Raw genomic sequence first — 16,016 nt, 5'->3', positions numbered from 1 at the left:
GTGTGCTCGGCCGTCACCGGGCTGTGGGCGGGACTGCGACCTCTGCCGTCCTGTGCGTTGCCCGGATGCTCGGCTTTGCGCCGGAGGCGCGAGACGAGAGCCGCAGTCGGGCGGTCGGACCGGCATCCGTGAGGGTGGGCGGGTTGTGTGCTCGGCCGTCACCGGGCTGTGGGCGGGACTGCGACCTCTGCCGTCCTGTGCGTTGCCCGGATGCTCGGCTTTGCGCCGGAGGCGCGAGACGAAACCGGTAGTCGGCCGATTCGACGGCATCCGCTGTGGTGTCCCGCGCGCGGACCGGCCGGTTCCTGCCCACCAGCCCCTCGATCGGCGATCGGGCCGGTGACCGCAGGTGATCGGGCCGGTGACCGTAAGGGCCCGCGGACGTAACAGCGTGCAGCCGATGCGTGCCCCGGCGCGCGGCCGATGCGTGCCCCCGCGCGCGGCCGATGCGTGTCCGCGGCGGGAGACCCCCGGGCGTCCGCGGTCAGGGCTCATGGCGTCGGCGTGCGGGCGGGGTTCCGGTTCGCGGGCCGGGGATCGGCGGTTGCGCGTTGGTTCGTGTCCCGCCTCGCGGGCAACCGGACACGTGGTGCGGGGTTGCGCCCGGGGCGGCCGTTCCGGTTGTGCGCTGGGGCGGGCAACCGGCAGCGCCGCGCAAGCGGTACGTTCTGCGCTGACAACCGGTGGCGCGGCGACAGGGAGACGATACGTGAGCGGCACGGCGATGGTGCGGGCGACGACCGACGGGGAGGACCCGTTCGGGACGGCGCGACTGCGGCGCGGCGTGCTGGACGCATGGGCCGCGTCCCCCGCCCGCTTCCGTGAGGACGCCAACGCCGAGGAGGACCTCGCGCTCGGCGGCTACCGCGACCGGCTCGTCGTCGAACTGGCCCAGAACGCCGCCGACGCCGCGGCCCGTGCCGGTGTTCCCGGACGTCTCCGGCTCACCCTCCACCCCTCCGGGCCGGGCGGGACGCCGTCCGAGAGCACCCCTGCCGTCCTCGTCTCGTCCAACACCGGCGCTCCCCTGGACGCCGCGGGTGTGGAATCGCTGTCCACGCTCCGCGCCTCCGCGAAGCGCGACGACGAGGCAGGGCAGGCCGTCGGCCGCTTCGGCGTCGGCTTCGCGGCCGTCCTCGCGGTCAGCGACGAACCCGCGGTCGTGGGGCGTACGGGCGGTGTCCGCTGGTCCCTCGCCGAGGCCCGTGACCTCGCCCGCGGGACCGCCGAGACCGCTGATTCCGCTGCCGACTCCGACTCCGACTCCGGCTCGGGCTCCGGCACCGGCACCGGCTCGGGCTCGGGCTCCGGCACCGGCACCGGCACCGGGCTCGCGGACGAACTGCGCCGTCGTGACGGTCATGTGCCCCTGCTGCGCCTGCCGCTCCCCGCGCAGGGCACGCCCCCCGCCGGGTACGACACCGCCGTCGTGCTGCCCCTGCGCGACGGTGCCGCGGCCGACCTCGCCTCCCGGCTCCTCGAAGGCGTCGACGACGCGCTGCTCCTCGCCCTCCCCGGCCTGTCCGAGGTCGTCGTGGAAACCCCGGACGGCGTACGGACTCTGACGCGACGTCAGGACGGTTCCTGCACCGTCGTCGAGGACAGCGCGCACGGTACGACGCGCTGGCGCACCGCCACCGCGGGCGGTGCCTTGGAACCTCAACTCCTCGCCGACCGGCCCGTGGAGGAGCGGCTGCGCCCGGTCTGGTCGGTGACGTGGGCGGTGCCCGTCGACGAGGCGGAGGACGGCGCGCCCGCGCGTCCCGGCACCGCACCCGTCGTCCACGCGCCGACGCCGACCGACGAACCGCTCGACCTTCCCGCGCTGCTGATCGCCTCGTTCCCGCTGGAGCCGACCCGCCGCCACGCGGCCCCCGGGCCGCTGACGGACTTCCTCGTGCAGCGGGCCGCGGAGTCGTACGCCGCCCTCGTCCGCGACTGGCGGCCCGTCGGCACCGGCTCCATCGGCCTCGTGCCCGGACCGCTCGGCAAGGGCGAACTGGACGGCCGCCTGCGGGGCGAGATCCTGCGCCTCCTGCCGCGCGTCGCGTTCCTGCCCCGGGCCGTCGCCCCTGCGGAGGACGCCGAGACGACGCCCCGGACCGCCACCGAACCCGCCACAGAACGCGCGACCGAGCCCGCCGCCACCGAGCCCGCCACAGAACGCGCGACCGAGCCCGCCGCCACCGAGCCCTCCGCGATCGACCCCTCCGCGATCGACCCCGCCGTCACCGAAGCCGCCGTCACCAGCGCGCCCGCTGCGGCCACCGGCGCGCTGCGCCCCGTCGACGCCGAGATCGTCGAGGGAGCGGGTGCCGAGACCGTACGGGTCCTGGCCGACCTGTTCCCCAACCTCCTGCCCGCCGGGCTGGAGCGCCGCTCCGGACTGCGCGCGCTCGGGGTGCCGCGCGTCCCGCTCGGCGAGATCATCGACCGGCTCGCCGGTGTCGAGCGTGACCCGGCCTGGTGGTGGCGGCTCTACGACTCCCTCACCGGCGTCGACCCGGACCGCCTCAGCGGCCTGCCCGTCCCGCTGGCGGACCACCGGACGACCATCGGCCCCCGTCAGATCCTGCTGCCGGTCCCCGGAGACAGCGCGGCGGAGCAGCGCGCCGCGGACGCCGGCGCCACCCGCATCCCCGCACCCGCCGGTGAGCGCGCCCCCGGCCGCACGTCGGCCGGTCCGGAGACGCTGGCCCGCCTCGGGCTCAAGGTCGCTCACCCCGACGCCGTGCACCCCCTGCTCGAGAAGCTGGGTGCGACGCCTGCCACGCCGCGCGCCGTGCTGACCACCCCTCAGGTGCGGGCCGCCGTGGCCAACTCCCTGGACAGCGGGGAGATCTGGGACGAGGACGGGGGCTCGCTCGACGCGGAGGAGCTGGCGGACGCCGTCCTCGCGCTCGTACGGGACGCCCGGCTCGAACCCGGCGACGAGCCGTGGCTCGCCGCCCTCGCTCTCCCCGACGAGGACGGTGAACTCGCCCCGGCCGGTGAACTCGTCCTCCCAGGCAGCCCGTTCGAGCGCGTCATCCGCGAGGGCGAGCTGGCCGCGTGCGACGCCGAGCTGGCCGAGCGCTGGGGCGAGCAGCCGCTGACGGCGGTGGGGGTCCTGGCGACCTTCGCCCTCGTCCGTGCCACCGACGTGGTCCTCGACCCCGACGAACTGGAGCCGCACGACGGCGACTTCGCCGAGCCGGACGACGTCGGGCTGTGCGACTCGGTCGACGTGTGGTGCGAGGACGTGCTCGACCGGCTGCCCGAGACGCCGGTACCGCCGGTCGCCGACGAGGTCATCGGCGTCCGCGACCTCGACCTGGTCGACGACGAAGCCTGGCCCGAAGCGCTCGCCCTGCTGGCGCAGCCTCCTCTGCGGGAGGCGCTGACCTCGCGGGTGCGGGTGCTGCTGCCGGACGGCACGACGGAGACCGTCCGCCCGTACACCGCCTGGTGGCTGCGCGGCAATCCCGTCCTCGAAGGTCGCCGACCGGCCGGTCTGCGCTCCGCGGCAGGCGACCCGCTGCTGGCCGGCCTCTACGACCCGGTGGACGCGCAGGGCTTTGACGACGAGCAGGTGCTCCGCGCCCTCGGCGTGCGGACGTCCGTCGCCGCGCTGCTCGACGAGCCGGGCGGCTCCGCCGAACTTCTCGCCCGCCTCGCCGACCCCGACCGCCCGGTCACCCATGCTCAACTACACGCTCTCTATGGCGCGTTGGCCCTGCTCGACCCCGAACAGGTCACGCTGCCCGACGAGTTGCGCGCGGTCGTCGACGGCGAGATGCGGGTCGTGGACGCCTCCGAAGCCCTCGTCGCGGACGCCCCCGACCTGCTGCCCCTCGCGGCGGGCCGCGCCCTGCTGCCCGTACCGCCCGGACGGGCCGCGGACCTGGCCGAGCTGCTGCAGGTCCCGCGGCTGGGAGAGGTGTACGAGGGCCGGGTCACCACGCCCGGGGGCGACGGTGAGGGACAGGGCGAGACGTACGAAGTCCCCGACTCCGTACGGACGTTGCTCGGCTCCCGGACCCCGGCCACCTATGTCGAGTACGAGGAGCTGCTGGTCGACGGGGTGGAGGCGGACTGGCGGCTGACCTCCGACGGCGTCCTGCACGCGGCGACGCTGGAGGGTGTGGCGGCGGGCCTGGCGTGGGCGGCCGGCGCGTGGCAGCGGCGCTTCGAGGTCGCGGCGCTCCTGGAGGACCCGTCGCGGACGGAGGAGCTGGCCCGCGACCGCTGGTTCGACCAGTAGGCGGAGGCGAACCGCCGGTGGGTGGTCAACCGTCCTTGTCGTCGGGGTACTTGTGGTGCACCCACCACCAGGTGGCCTCCAGCACGACCCCGGCGATCCCCGCGATGACGACCGCCGTCCACGGCATGGCCGTGCCCACCAGCCGCAGCTGGAAGAAGGTCTGCAGCCAGGGCGTGATCAGGACGACCAGGAAGCAGGCGAGCATCGTCAGGACCAGGACGATGCGCCACCACGTGTACGGGCGGGCGACGATCGCCAGCACCCACAGCGCGATGAGGAACAGCGCCAGCGTCGCCACGCTCGTCTCGGCCTCCAGCGAGCGCGGCCCGGTGTAGTAATGGCGCGCCAGCAGATAGGTGGCGAAGGTCGTGAACCCGGCGATGACCCCGGCCGGGACCGCGTACCGCATCACGCGCCGTACGAAGTGCGGCTTCGCGCGCTCCTTGTTGGGTGCGAGCGCCAGGAAGAAGGCCGGGACCCCGATCGTCAGCACCGACAGCAGCGTGAGGTGGCGGGGGAGGAACGGATAGGGCACCTGCGAGCAGACGACCAGGATCGCCAGCAGCACCGAGTAGACGGTCTTGGTGAGGAAGAGGGTCGCGACGCGGGTGATGTTGCCGATGACCCGGCGGCCCTCGGCGACCACGGACGGCAGCGTGGCGAAGCTGTTGTTCAGCAGCACGATCTGGGCGACGGCGCGGGTCGCCTCCGAGCCGGAGCCCATGGAGACGCCGATGTCGGCGTCCTTGAGGGCGAGGACGTCGTTCACCCCGTCGCCGGTCATCGCGACCGTGTGGCGGTGCGCCTGCAGCGCGGCCACCATGTCCCGTTTCTGCTGCGGCGTGACCCGCCCGAACACCGCGCCCGCGTCGAGCCCTTCGGCCATCCGGTCCCGCTCGGCGGGGAGCGTACGGGCGTCCACGGGGTGATCGGCGCCGGGGAGCCGGAGCTTGGCGGCGACCGCGCCGACGGAGACCGCGTTGTCACCGGAGATGACCTTCGCGGCGACGTTCTGGTCCGCGAAGTAGTGCAGGGTGTCGGACGCGTCCGGGCGCAGCCGCTGCTCCAGGACGACCAAGGCGACGGGCGCGGCGTCGCGGGACACCTCGGGGTCGTCGAGGGGGCGGTCGGTCCGGGCGAGGAGGAGGACGCGCAGGCCCTGCGCGTTGAGGCGGTCGGTGTCGGCGAGGGCGGGGTCGCCGGAGGCAAGGAGGACGTCGGGCGCGCCGAGAAGCCAGGTGCTGGTGGCGGAGGCGTCCGGCTCCTGGAGGCTCGCGCCGCTGTACTTGCGGGCGGAGGAGAACGGCAGCGACCCCGTGACCCGCCATCCCGCCCCGTCCGGGTACGCCTCGATGATCGCGCGCAGGCTGGCGTTGGGGCGCGGGTCGGACTCGCCGAGCGCGCCGAGGACCGTGCGCAGGTACCTCGCGTCCGCGCCGCCCAGCGGGCGCAGTTCGGACACGTCCATGCCGCCCTCGGTGAGCGTGCCGGTCTTGTCGAGGCAGACGACGTCGACCCGCGCCAGGCCCTCGATCGCGGGCAGTTCCTGTACGAGGCACTGCTTGCGGCCGAGCCGGATGACGCCGATCGCGAAGGCGACCGAGGTGAGCAGCACCAGCCCTTCGGGGACCATGGGCACGATCCCGGCGACCATGCGCCGTACGGCTTCCTTCCAGTCGTGGTCCTGGACGACGGACTGGCTGACGATGAGGCCGATCGCGGTCGGGATCATCATCCACGTCACGTACTTGAGGATCCGGCTGATGCCGCTGCGCAGTTCGGAGGCGACGAGGGTGAAGCGGGAGGCCTCCTCGGCGAGTTGTGCGGCGTAGGCCTCGCGGCCGACCTTCGCCGCGGTGAACGTGCCGCCGCCCGCGACGACGAAGCTGCCCGACATCACGGGGTCGCCTGGGTGCTTCAGGACCGGGTCCGCCTCACCGGTGAGCAGTGATTCGTCGATCTCCAGGCCGTCGGCTTCGGCCACGTCGCCGTCGACGACGACCTTGTCCCCCGGCCCCAGCTCGATGAGGTCGCCGAGCACGATCCGGGAGGTGGCGATCTCGGTGGAGGCGCCGTCGCGGCGCACGGTGGGGCGGACCTCGCCGATGAGCGCGAGGCTGTCCAGGGTCTTCTTGGCGCGCAGCTCCTGGATGATGCCGATCGCGGTGTTGGCGACGATGACGAAGCCGAAGAGGCCGTCCTGGATCGGGCCGACGACGAGGATGATCAGGAAGAGCACCCCGATGATCGCGTTGAACCGGGTGAAGACGTTGGCGCGGACGATCTCGGACGTGGAGCGCGAGGACCGTACGGGGACGTCGTTGACCTCGCCGCGCGCCACGCGCTCGGCGACCTCGGAGGCGGTCAGCCCGGTCGCGGCGGCCGGTCGGGTGTGCGGGCCGGACTCGGTGTGCGGGGCGGTACGGGTGCCGGGACCGGGCTCCGGGGAGGCGGCGGCGCCCGGTGCCGGGGGACTGACGGGGTGGACGGGGTCGAGTTCCGCGCCCGCGTCGACGGCCTGCCGCGGCCCTGCTCCGGAGCCGCCCCGCGGCGGGGGCTCCCCGGAGTGGCTCGACGGCCGCTGCCTCATGGGTTCGACGGTACGGGCGGAACGCCCGCCTCACCCGTCGGGACGGGGCACAGCGCCCGCCCCGCTCACCGTCCTGCGAGACAGAAGGCAGAGGGTGCGGCGGTGGAGCGCAGGCCTACCGGGGGCCGGGCTCGCCGGCGTCCGCCGCGGCATCCCGCCGGAGCGCGGCGTCGCGGCGGCGCACGTACACGATGCCGAGGAGGCCGAGTCCGCCACCGGTGAGGCAGGTCCACAGCCACCACAGGTGCCCGTGGTCCTCGAACCAGCCGTAGAAGGGCAGCTGCACCAGGAAGACCACGAACCAGAGGATGGTGCCACCCGTGGCCGTGGCGACGACGTTGCCCTCGAGGGGCTCCGGGGCTTCGTGCCGCGGTGTCCACTTCGCCATCGTCGGGGCGCCTTTCGGTTCGTCGTCGTCGCCCCAAGCTTATGCACCGCGCCGTACGCCCCCTTCACGGGCCTCGCGCACGGACGCGGGGAGCGGGCGCGGGGAGCGGGCGCGGGCCGGGGCGCGGGCCGGGGAGCGGGGCACGGCATAAGGGCGGGGGACCGGGGACGCGACCGTCTACGCGCGGAGATGGTGATCTCCCTCGTCCGCATTCATACTGAGCCGGTCTGGGTGTGACCGGATTCGTTCGAAGAATCGTCCGAGGTCAGCCCAGTCGTTCTGTGTTCGGGGCCTCGTCGGTCTCCCGGGGCATCCGGCCCGGCGGCGCCCCGCGCGACGCCGCCCGGAAACCCTTCCGCCGAGGCCAGTACCACCGCACCACCGAGGTCCCCTATGCCCTCCCCGGCCACCGCCCAGGTCGACGCTCCGCAGCCGCCGCACCATCCGCCGCCGAGCGCGGTCGACCGGTTCTTCAAGATCTCCGAGCGGGGGTCGACCGTCCCCCGGGAGATCCGCGGCGGACTGGCCACGTTCTTCGCCATGGCGTACATCGTCGTGCTGAACCCGATCATCCTGGGTTCGGGAACCGACAAGTTCGGCCATCAGCTCGACACCGCCCAGCTCGTCACGGCCACCGCCCTGCTGGCCGGTCTGACGACGATCCTCATGGGCCTGATCGGCAACGTCCCCATCGCCCTCGCCGCCGGTCTCGGCATCAACGCCGTGGTGTCGCTCCAGCTCGCGCCGAAGATGAGCTGGCCCGACGCGATGGGCATGGTGGTCCTCGCCGGACTCGTCCTCATGCTCCTCGTCGCCTCCGGACTGCGGCAGCGCGTGCTGGACGCGATCCCGCCCGGGCTCCGGCGGTCGATCGCGATCGGCATCGGCATGTTCATCACGCTGATCGGCCTGGTCGACGCCGGGTTCGTCACCCGTAACCCGGACTCCGCCCACACCACCGTCCCGCTCGGACTCGGCATCGCGGGCCGTCTCGAGGGCTGGCCGGTCCTGGTGTTCGTCATCGGTCTCGCGCTGACGTTCGTGCTGGTCATCCGGAAGGCCAAGGGCGCGATCCTGATCAGCATCGTGGCGATGACGGTGCTCGCGATCGTCATCAACGCCGTCGCGACCATCCCCGACCAGGCATGGGGTCTGACCGTCCCCACCGTGCCCGACAAGATCGTGGACACCCCCGACTTCGGGCTGATCGGGGAGGTCAGCCTCTTCGGCGGCTTCCACGAAGTAGGTCTGCTCACCGGCTGCCTGTTCGTCTTCACCGTCCTGCTGTCCGGTTTCTTCGACGCGATGGGCACGATCATCGGCGTCGGCGAGGAGGCGGGGCTCACCGACGAGGACGGCCAACTGCCCCGCATGGGGCGGGTACTGATGGTGGACGGCGCCGCCGTCGCGGCCGGCGGGTTCGGCTCGGCCTCGGCCACCACCTGTTTCGTCGAGTCCACGGCGGGCGTGGGCGAAGGTGCCCGGACGGGGCTGGCGAACCTGGTGACCGGCGCCGTGTTCCTGCTGGCCCTGGTGTTCACGCCGCTGGCGACGGTCGTCCCGTCCCAGGCGGCGACCCCGGCGCTCGTCGTGGTCGGCTACCTGATCATGGCGGGCAACGTCCGGGAGATCGACTGGAGCGACCCGACGGTCGCCGCCCCCGCCTTCCTGACCATGGTCTCGATGCCGTTCACCTACAGCATCACCAACGGCATCGGCATCGGCGTGCTGTCCTTCATCCTGCTGCGCGCGGCCACCGGCAGGTTCCGTACGGTGCCGTGGCTGCTGAACGCCGTCGGCGCCTGCTTCCTCGTCTACTTCCTGCTCGGCCCGATCGAGCAGGCGCTGGGCGTCTCCTGACGGACCGGCGCCGGCGGGTCCTGCCCCGTCGGCGCCTCACCGCACCCCGTAGAACTTCTCCGTCTCGTCGACCGCCGCGTGGAAGCGTTCGTCGAAGTCGTCGCGCACGAGTGTCCGTACCACGTAGTCCTGGACGCTCATCCCGCGCTTCGCCGCATGCCGCCGGATCCGGTCGAGAAGGTCACGATCTATCCGAAGACTGAGCACATCCGATCCCATCGATCCCATACGAGTACGGTCCCGGCGCCGGATCGCTCCGCGCGTCACTTTCCGGAGCCATCTCACTCATACGGGTGATCGGGGGTTTGCTGGACACCCGCACGCGGGTCCAGCGCGCCGGGTCCCCGGACCTCGTGAGACGGCCGTCATATCCATTGGTCTTTAGCTTGGGTAATGAGTTAGGCTAAAGACATGCCGGAATCGAGCAGTGCTGCCGACGCCGCCGCCATCAACGCGCTGCGGTCCTCCGTCATGCGCCTGTCGCGCCGGCTGAAGCACCAGAGGGTCGACGAATCGCTCAGCCCCACGGAGATGTCGGTGCTCGGCACGCTCGCGCGCTGCGGCTCCGCCACCCCCGGTGAGCTGGCCCGCAAGGAGCACGTCCAGCCGCCGTCGATGACGCGCATCGTGGCCATGCTGGAGGCGAAGGGGCTGGTGCGGCTCGAACCGCATCCGGACGACCGCCGCCAGAAGGTCGTACGGCAGACCGAGCGGGCGGAGAGCATGCTCGAGGAGAGCCGGCGCAGGCGGAATGCCTGGCTCGCCGAGCTCGCGGGGGGCCTCGATGATGACGAATGGGCCGCGCTGCGCGCCGCCGCGCCCGTACTGGAGAAACTCGCGCAGTTGTAGCGCGGGACACAAGGCGGCCCCGGCCCCGCCCCCCGGACACCACCGGACCGGATGATCACGGCCCCGCGGCCGGACGGAACGAACACGAGACCGCAGACAGCCGATCGAGACGAAGGACGACCGGACGAAGGACGACCGGACCACGCCACGACGAGGAGGCGAACCCACTTTGAGTACGGGACCCGGAGCAGACTCCGCCCCCGCACCTGAACCACGCCACGACGCCGCGGGCGCCCCGCAGGAGAGCTGCGCCGCCCCCGATGCCCCGCCCGAGCCGCGCGGGGGCACCTTCCGCTCGCTGAAGGTGCGCAACTACCGGCTCTTCGCCACCGGACAGGTGGTCTCCAACACCGGCACCTGGATGCAGCGCATCGCCCAGGACTGGCTGGTGCTCACGCTCACCGGATCGTCCACCGCGGTCGGTATCACCACGGCACTGCAGTTCCTGCCCATGCTGCTGTTCGGGCTCTACGGGGGCGTGATCGCCGACCGCTTCGGCCGGCGGCGGCTCCTGCTGATCACCCAGGCCGCGATGGGCCTGACCGGACTCGCCCTCGCCGTTCTGACACTGAGCGGCCAGGTGCAGGTCTGGCACGTCTATCTGATGGCGTTCCTGCTCGGCATGATCACGGTCGTCGACAACCCCGCCCGGCAGGCGTTCGTCGCCGAGATGGTGGGACCGCGCGAGCTGCGCAACGCCGTCAGCCTCAACTCCGCCAACTTCCAGTCCGCCCGCCTGGTCGGGCCCGCGGTCGCCGGTGTCCTCATCACGGCCGTCGGCAGCGGCTGGGCCTTCCTGCTCAACGGTCTGTCGTTCCTCGCCCCGATCGCCGGTCTGCTGTTGATGCGGACGGGCGAGCTGCACCCGGTCGAGCGGGTGCCGCGCGGGAAGGGCCAGTTGCGCGAGGGGCTGCACTACGTCGCCGGACGGCCCGAGCTGCTCTGGCCCATCGTGCTCGTCGGCTTCATCGGCACCTTCGGCTTCAACTTCCCGATCTGGCTGACCGCGTTCGTGGACGACGTCTTCCACGCGGGCGCCGGTACGTACGGCCTGCTCAACACCCTGATGGCCGGCGGCTCCCTCGTCGGGGCCCTGCTCGCCGCCCGCCGCCGCACCTCGCGCCTGCGGCTGCTGGTCGGTGCGGCCCTGCTCTTCGGCGTCCTGGAGATCACGGCGGCCCTCGCGCCCGCCTTCTGGATCTTCGCCGCGCTGCTGGTGCCCATCGGCATGGTCGGCCTGACGATCAACGTCACCGCCAACTCGAGCGTGCAGCTCGCGACCGACCCGGCCATGCGCGGACGCGTGATGAGCCTGTTCATGATGGTCTTCATGGGCGGTACGCCGCTGGGCGCACCGCTCGTCGGCTGGATCACCGACGTCCACGGCGCCCGGACCGGCTTCCTCGCCGGCGGTCTGATCTCGGCGGTCGCGGCCCTGGCGGTGGGCCTGATGCTGGCCCGCGTCGGCGGTCTGCGGCTGAAGGTGGACCTGCGGCGCGGCCACCGGCATCTGACGTTCGTGCCGCGCGTGGAGCACATGGAGCGGGAGGCCGAGCAGGGGCCGGGGAACCGGATGGCGCCCGCCGCGTAGGCCCGCGTCAGCCCTCCGGCGGGCGCCGCGCCGGCAGCCTCTTACGCGCCCGCGGAAGAACCCCCCGGCCGGACCCTCCCGGCCGGGGGTTCTCCATCTGATCCTGCTGGTCGTCGCCTGCGCCAGGAGTCGTCAGGAGAGCCGTTGCTCCAGGACCTGGCCGGGCCACTCCCCGACCCTGAACGTCTCGGTCGGCGTGAAGCCGTTCCCCCGGTAGTAGTCGACCAGGCGGCCGCCCCCGCCCGCGTAGCAGTCCACGCGCACCAGGCCGATGCCCTGCCGCCGCGCCTCCGCCACGGCATGCGCGAGCAGTGCGCTCCCCACGCCGTGCCCCGCGTGGCGCCGGTCGGTGACCAGCAGACGGACGAACACCTCGGGCTCGGCGACCCGCGGCACGTCCTCGGACGGATGCGGCGCGAGGACGAGGGCGCCCACGGGACTGCCGTCCACCTCGGCCAGCCAGGCGGCGCCCGAGCGCACGGTCGCCGTGACCTTCTCCGCGCCCTGCGGCCGGGCCGACCACGGCTCGGTGCCCCACTGACCGGTCCGGCCTTCCTCGACGAGCCATGCGACGGCACGGTCGAGCATCGCGAGTATCGCGGGGACGTCGTCGGTCCCGCCCTGTCGGATCTCCATCCGGGTGAGACTAGCCGGATGAGACTCTTCGCAGCCGTGCTCCCCCCGGACCGTGCCGTCGCCGAACTGGCCGAAGGGGTGCGGACGTTGCGGGACCTGCCGGGGGCCGACCGGCTCAGCTGGACCGGGGAGGCCGGCTGGCACTTCACGCTCGCCTTCTACGGCGAGGTCGACGACGGACTGGTGCCGGAACTTCAGACGCGCCTCGGCCGCGCCGCCGCCCGGCGCGCGGCGTTCGGGCTGCGGCTCCTGCACGGCGGGCGGTTCGGGCAGCGCGCCCTGTGGGCGGGCGCCGAGGGCGACGTCGCGGAGATGAGCCGGCTGGCCGGTGCGTCCCTGGCGGCGGGGCGCCGCGCGGGACTCTCCGTGGAGGAGCACCGCTCGTACACCCCGCACCTGACGATCGCGCGCAACCGCGCGGATACGGATCTGCGGCCGTTCGTCGGCGCGCTCGCGGAGTTCGAGGGCACGCCGTGGACGGTGGAGGAGCTGTGCCTGGTCCGCAGCAATCTGCCGGCCGGCGGCCGTCCGGGCGAGCGGCCGCGCTACGAGACGGTGGGGGCGTGGACGCTCGGCGGCTGACCACCGCCGCGTCACGCGCGCCGGGGGCTCCGTCCTCGGGGCGGCCGTTATGGGCCGGGAGCGGTCCCGTACCTGGGTGCGGGGGCCGCCGCGCCTCCCGTTAGTCTCGAAGCGTGGATGCCAAGACCAGAAGCCGGATCGTGAGCGGTGCCCTCGTCGTGATACTTGTCGTGGTCATCCTGGCGGCCGCACTCGGCTGAGCGAGCCGCGGGCCACCGGGACGTCACCGCCCGCGGATCCGCCGCCCGCGGATCCGCCGCCACCGGGACGTACGCCACCGTGCCCTACCGCCACCGGGACTTCACCGCCCCCGGACCCGCCTCCGCACCGCACGCGGAACCGGGCCGCGCCCCCGGGATGCGGGGACCGGCCCGGTCGCCACGAAGCCCTCGCCGCTCCTACCAGGCGAACGCCTCCGGCGATGCGCCCGGCCCGGGGAAGATCTCGTCGAGCGAGGCCAGCACCTCGTCCGACAGGTCCAGTTCGACCGCCCGCAGCGCCGATTCGAGCTGCGCGGTGGTCCTGGGGCCGACGATCGGGCCGGTCACGCCGGGCCGGGTCAGCAGCCAGGCGAGCGCGACCTCGCCGGGCTCCAGACCGTGCTTGTCGAGCAGGTCCTCGTACGCCTGGATCTGCTCGCGCTGCTGGGTGTTCTTCAGCGCGTCGGCCGACCGGCCCGTCCCGCTGCGCGAGGCGCCGCCGGCGTTCTCCTTGCGGATCGCCCCGCCCAGCAGGCCGCCGTGCAGCGGCGACCAGGCGATGACGCCGAGGCCGTACGCCCGGGCCGCCGGGACGACCTCCATCTCGGCGCGGCGCTCGGCGAGGTTGTACAGGCACTGCTCGCTGACCAGGCCGTACGTGGTGGCGCGGCGGCGGGCGGTCTCGTTGGCCTGGGCGATGTTCCACCCGGCGAAGTTGCTCGACCCGGCGTAGAGGATCTTGCCCTGCTGGATCAGGACGTCGATCGCCTGCCAGATCTCGTCCCAGGGCGTGTCCCGGTCGATGTGGTGGAACTGGTAGAGGTCGATGTGGTCGGTGCCCAGCCGCTTGAGGCTGGCGTCGACGGCGCGGCGGATGTTGAGGGCGGAGAGCTTGTCGTCGTTGGGCCAGGGGGAGCCGGCGCCCATGTTCCCGTACACCTTGGTGGCGAGCACGACCTTGTCGCGGCGCCCGCCGCCCTGCGCGAACCAGGAGCCGAGGATCTCCTCGGTGCGGCCCTTGTTCTCGCCCCAGCCGTAGACGTTGGCGGTGTCGTAGAAGTTGACGCCCGCGTCGAGGGCGGCGTCCATGATCGTGTGGCTCTCGGCCTCGTCCGTGACGGGCCCGAAGTTCATCGTGCCGAGGACCAGGCGGCTGACCTTCAGTCCGGTGCGTCCGAGCTGCGTGTACTCCATGGGAGACAAGCCAACGCCTTGGAGCGCGCTCGAAGCAAGCGTGCCCCACCCGGGCGCGCGGGCGCGCCGGTCGCCCCCGGCCCCGGCGACCACTGCCGGGAGGGGGCCGGACTCAGCGGGTGCCGTGGGCGAGCAGCGCGGCGTGCGGGAGTGCGAGGGTGCCGTCGGGGCGGGCGAACCCGGTGGCCAGCCGCGCGTAGTGGTCCTTGACGGCCGCGCGGGCGTCCGGGGAGAGGCGGCCGAGGACGAGTCCGATGGTCGCGATCCCCTCTGCGGCGCCCGACCACCACGTCTCCGGGTCCTCCCGGTGGTCCCAGACCACCGAGGAGCAGGACACCGCACGCAGCCCGGCTCCCGTCACCAGCTCCGCGAAGCCCTCCTCGGTGCGCGGGAAGTCGGCCTCGACGCGCGGGAGTTCGGGCTTCCCGACGCCCGCCTCCTCCACGGCCCGCCACAGCAGCGCCGCTCCGGCCTCGCCCGGGTGACGCCAGATGGTCACGGCGAGGCGACCGCCGGGGCGCAGGACGCGGCGCATCTCCGCGAGGGCCGCTCCCGGGTCGCCGACGTGGTTGACCACGAAGTTCCCTGTCACCGCGTCGAACGTCCCGTCCGCGAACGGCAGTCGGGGCAGCGTCGCCTGCCGGACGTCGGCTTCGGGCAGGGTGCGCCGCGCCGCCTCGACCATGTGGGCGTCGGCGTCGACGGCGGTCACCCGGGCTCCGCGGCCGGCCGCGGCGGCCGCGGCACTGCCGGTGCCCGTGCCGACGTCGAGCACGTCCACCTCCGCCGTGACCCCTGCGGCGTCGAGCAGCGCGGGGACGAGGTGCGCGCACAGCCGCGCGAACGTCCGTCCGTAGGCGTCGGCCCGCCCGGCCCACATCTGCCGCTCGTACACGTCGAACGCCGACGGCATCCGCGTCCCTCCCCTTTGGTGGTCGGTCGGTGCTGCCCGTGCCCGCGGGATCGGCGGGATCAGCGGGATCAGCGGGATCCGGTGAGCGTGGCCGGACGCGCAGTGCCGGCGTCAGGCCGGCTCGGCCAACGCCAGGCTGTCCGTGCGGTAGGGCGCGCCGAGCCGCCACGCCCGGTGCATCGCGTCGGCGAAGGCGGCCGCGAGTTTGTGCTCCCCGGAGGCGCTGGGGTGCGTCCCGTCGTACGTGTCCCGCTCCAGGTCCCAGTCGGTGGGCGGCGACGCCAGGAGGAGCGGTGAGGCCGGGGTGGCGAGGTCGGCGAACGCCGTGGCCAGCAGCCTGTTGAAGTGTGCGCAGGTGACACCGAACGGCGCGTCGGTGCGGGCCCGGACGTTGGGGATGACGGGGAGGGCGACGACCCGGATGCGGGGGTTGGCGGCCCGCGCCTCCTCCACGAAGCGGCGCGCGTTGGCCGCGGTCCGGTCGGCGTCGGTGTAGAAGCCGAGGTCGATGAGGCCGAGCGAGACGAGCAGCAGTTCGGCGCGGTGCCCGGTGACCGCCTCCCGGATCACCGGGGCCATGTGCAGCCACCCCTCGCCCCAGCCGGCGAGATGGCGCCGCGCGTCCTCGGGGAAGTCCGGGTCGGCGTAGGCGTGGGAGACCGGGGCACCGGCGACGGGGTCGTGGAGGCCGGTCCGTGGTCCGACGAAGGGGTACGGGCCGCCCGGCGCGCGCCCCAAGTGCTGCCACAGCCGGTGGCGCCAGGTGTGCTCACCCGCGCTGCCGATCGTCATCGAGTCGCCGACGAGCATCATCCGCACGCGAACATCATCGCGGATCGCCCCCCGACCTGCGACGTGACGCTGGCCACCCGCCCGCCGCTCCGCCGTACGGGCCACCGTCCGCGCCCGGCCCGGGGCTTGGCGCCGAGGGGCACCGAGGGCGCGGCGGGGGCGCGAGCCCGGGCAGGGA

At 73.5% G+C, this 16,016-nt stretch carries 12 protein-coding genes; 5 read left to right on the top strand and 7 right to left on the bottom strand.

Annotated elements, in window-relative coordinates; translation table 11 throughout:
• Positions 1-724 precede the first annotated feature (724 nt).
• Positions 725-4,243, top strand: coding sequence for a molecular chaperone Hsp90 (locus ABZ822_RS02200; protein WP_360846946.1), 3,519 nt, complete (start codon positions 725-727; stop codon positions 4,241-4,243).
• A 25-nt stretch (positions 4,244-4,268) separates the two neighbouring features.
• On the opposite strand, the gene ABZ822_RS02195 is transcribed toward ABZ822_RS02200, so the two are convergent.
• Both ABZ822_RS02195 and ABZ822_RS02190 read right to left on the bottom strand, forming a co-directional pair.
• Entirely contained in the window at positions 4,269-6,833 is a 2,565-nt protein-coding gene (locus tag ABZ822_RS02195) for a cation-translocating P-type ATPase (protein WP_360845822.1), read from the bottom strand.
• A gap of 115 nt (positions 6,834-6,948) precedes the next feature.
• On the bottom strand, positions 6,949-7,221 hold the full coding sequence (locus tag ABZ822_RS02190) for a DUF2530 domain-containing protein (RefSeq protein WP_360845820.1): 273 nt from the start codon (positions 7,219-7,221) through the stop codon (positions 6,949-6,951).
• Between the two features lie 393 nt (positions 7,222-7,614).
• On the opposite strand from ABZ822_RS02190, the gene ABZ822_RS02185 reads away from it, so the two are divergent.
• Entirely contained in the window at positions 7,615-9,081 is a 1,467-nt protein-coding gene (locus ABZ822_RS02185; protein ID WP_360845818.1) for an NCS2 family permease, read from the top strand.
• A 36-nt stretch (positions 9,082-9,117) separates the two neighbouring features.
• Here ABZ822_RS02185 and ABZ822_RS02180 read toward each other — a convergent pair whose 3' ends face one another.
• Entirely contained in the window at positions 9,118-9,300 is a 183-nt protein-coding gene (locus tag ABZ822_RS02180) for a ribbon-helix-helix protein, CopG family (protein ID WP_360846943.1), read from the bottom strand.
• 192 nt (positions 9,301-9,492) lie between these two features.
• Between ABZ822_RS02180 and ABZ822_RS02175 the strand changes: the two genes are divergently transcribed.
• Both ABZ822_RS02175 and ABZ822_RS02170 read left to right on the top strand, forming a co-directional pair.
• Positions 9,493-9,930, top strand: coding sequence for a MarR family transcriptional regulator (locus ABZ822_RS02175; RefSeq protein WP_360845816.1), 438 nt, complete (start codon positions 9,493-9,495; stop codon positions 9,928-9,930).
• A gap of 169 nt (positions 9,931-10,099) precedes the next feature.
• Positions 10,100-11,521: an MFS transporter gene (locus ABZ822_RS02170; protein ID WP_360845814.1), complete on the top strand. Its 1,422-nt coding sequence runs from the start codon at positions 10,100-10,102 to the stop codon at positions 11,519-11,521.
• Between the two features lie 132 nt (positions 11,522-11,653).
• On the opposite strand, the gene ABZ822_RS02165 is transcribed toward ABZ822_RS02170, so the two are convergent.
• Positions 11,654-12,157: a GNAT family N-acetyltransferase gene (locus tag ABZ822_RS02165; RefSeq protein WP_360845812.1), complete on the bottom strand. Its 504-nt coding sequence runs from the start codon at positions 12,155-12,157 to the stop codon at positions 11,654-11,656.
• A gap of 18 nt (positions 12,158-12,175) precedes the next feature.
• Here ABZ822_RS02165 and thpR point away from each other — a divergent pair, with 18 nt between their 5' ends.
• Entirely contained in the window at positions 12,176-12,739 is a 564-nt protein-coding gene (gene thpR / locus ABZ822_RS02160) for an RNA 2',3'-cyclic phosphodiesterase (protein WP_360845810.1), read from the top strand.
• 398 nt (positions 12,740-13,137) lie between these two features.
• Here thpR and ABZ822_RS02155 read toward each other — a convergent pair whose 3' ends face one another.
• From ABZ822_RS02155 to ABZ822_RS02145, 3 genes are all read right to left on the bottom strand, one after another.
• A complete protein-coding gene (locus ABZ822_RS02155) occupies positions 13,138-14,133 on the bottom strand; it encodes an aldo/keto reductase (RefSeq protein WP_360845808.1) in 996 nt (331 codons plus the stop codon).
• A 112-nt stretch (positions 14,134-14,245) separates the two neighbouring features.
• Positions 14,246-15,046 (bottom strand): methyltransferase domain-containing protein, encoded by an 801-nt coding sequence (locus ABZ822_RS02150; protein WP_360845806.1) that lies wholly within the window; start codon positions 15,044-15,046, stop codon positions 14,246-14,248.
• A gap of 111 nt (positions 15,047-15,157) precedes the next feature.
• Positions 15,158-15,865, bottom strand: coding sequence for a GDSL-type esterase/lipase family protein (locus tag ABZ822_RS02145; RefSeq protein WP_360845804.1), 708 nt, complete (start codon positions 15,863-15,865; stop codon positions 15,158-15,160).
• Positions 15,866-16,016 lie beyond the last annotated feature (151 nt).

The organism is Streptomyces sp. NPDC047108 (genome assembly GCF_040643575.1).
Classification (GTDB): Bacteria; Actinomycetota; Actinomycetes; order Streptomycetales; family Streptomycetaceae; genus Streptomyces.
Note: the sequence above shows the minus strand (reverse complement) of the source record. Positions and strands in the feature narration are given on the sequence as shown.

What these genes read in the sequence shown, in the direction of transcription:
- ABZ822_RS02200 (WP_360846946.1), top strand. Translation starts at nt 725, where the DNA reads ATGGTGCGGGCGACGACCGACGGGGAGGACCCGTTCGGGACGGCGCGA.
- ABZ822_RS02195 (WP_360845822.1), bottom strand. Translation starts at nt 6,833, where the DNA reads ATGAGGCAGCGGCCGTCGAGCCACTCCGGGGAGCCCCCGCCGCGGGGC.
- ABZ822_RS02190 (WP_360845820.1), bottom strand. Translation starts at nt 7,221, where the DNA reads ATGGCGAAGTGGACACCGCGGCACGAAGCCCCGGAGCCCCTCGAGGGC.
- ABZ822_RS02185 (WP_360845818.1), top strand. Translation starts at nt 7,615, where the DNA reads ATGCCCTCCCCGGCCACCGCCCAGGTCGACGCTCCGCAGCCGCCGCAC.
- ABZ822_RS02180 (WP_360846943.1), bottom strand. Translation starts at nt 9,300, where the DNA reads ATGGGATCGGATGTGCTCAGTCTTCGGATAGATCGTGACCTTCTCGAC.
- ABZ822_RS02175 (WP_360845816.1), top strand. Translation starts at nt 9,493, where the DNA reads ATGCCGGAATCGAGCAGTGCTGCCGACGCCGCCGCCATCAACGCGCTG.
- ABZ822_RS02165 (WP_360845812.1), bottom strand. Translation starts at nt 12,157, where the DNA reads ATGGAGATCCGACAGGGCGGGACCGACGACGTCCCCGCGATACTCGCG.
- thpR (WP_360845810.1), top strand. Translation starts at nt 12,176, where the DNA reads ATGAGACTCTTCGCAGCCGTGCTCCCCCCGGACCGTGCCGTCGCCGAA.
- ABZ822_RS02155 (WP_360845808.1), bottom strand. Translation starts at nt 14,133, where the DNA reads ATGGAGTACACGCAGCTCGGACGCACCGGACTGAAGGTCAGCCGCCTG.
- ABZ822_RS02150 (WP_360845806.1), bottom strand. Translation starts at nt 15,046, where the DNA reads ATGCCGTCGGCGTTCGACGTGTACGAGCGGCAGATGTGGGCCGGGCGG.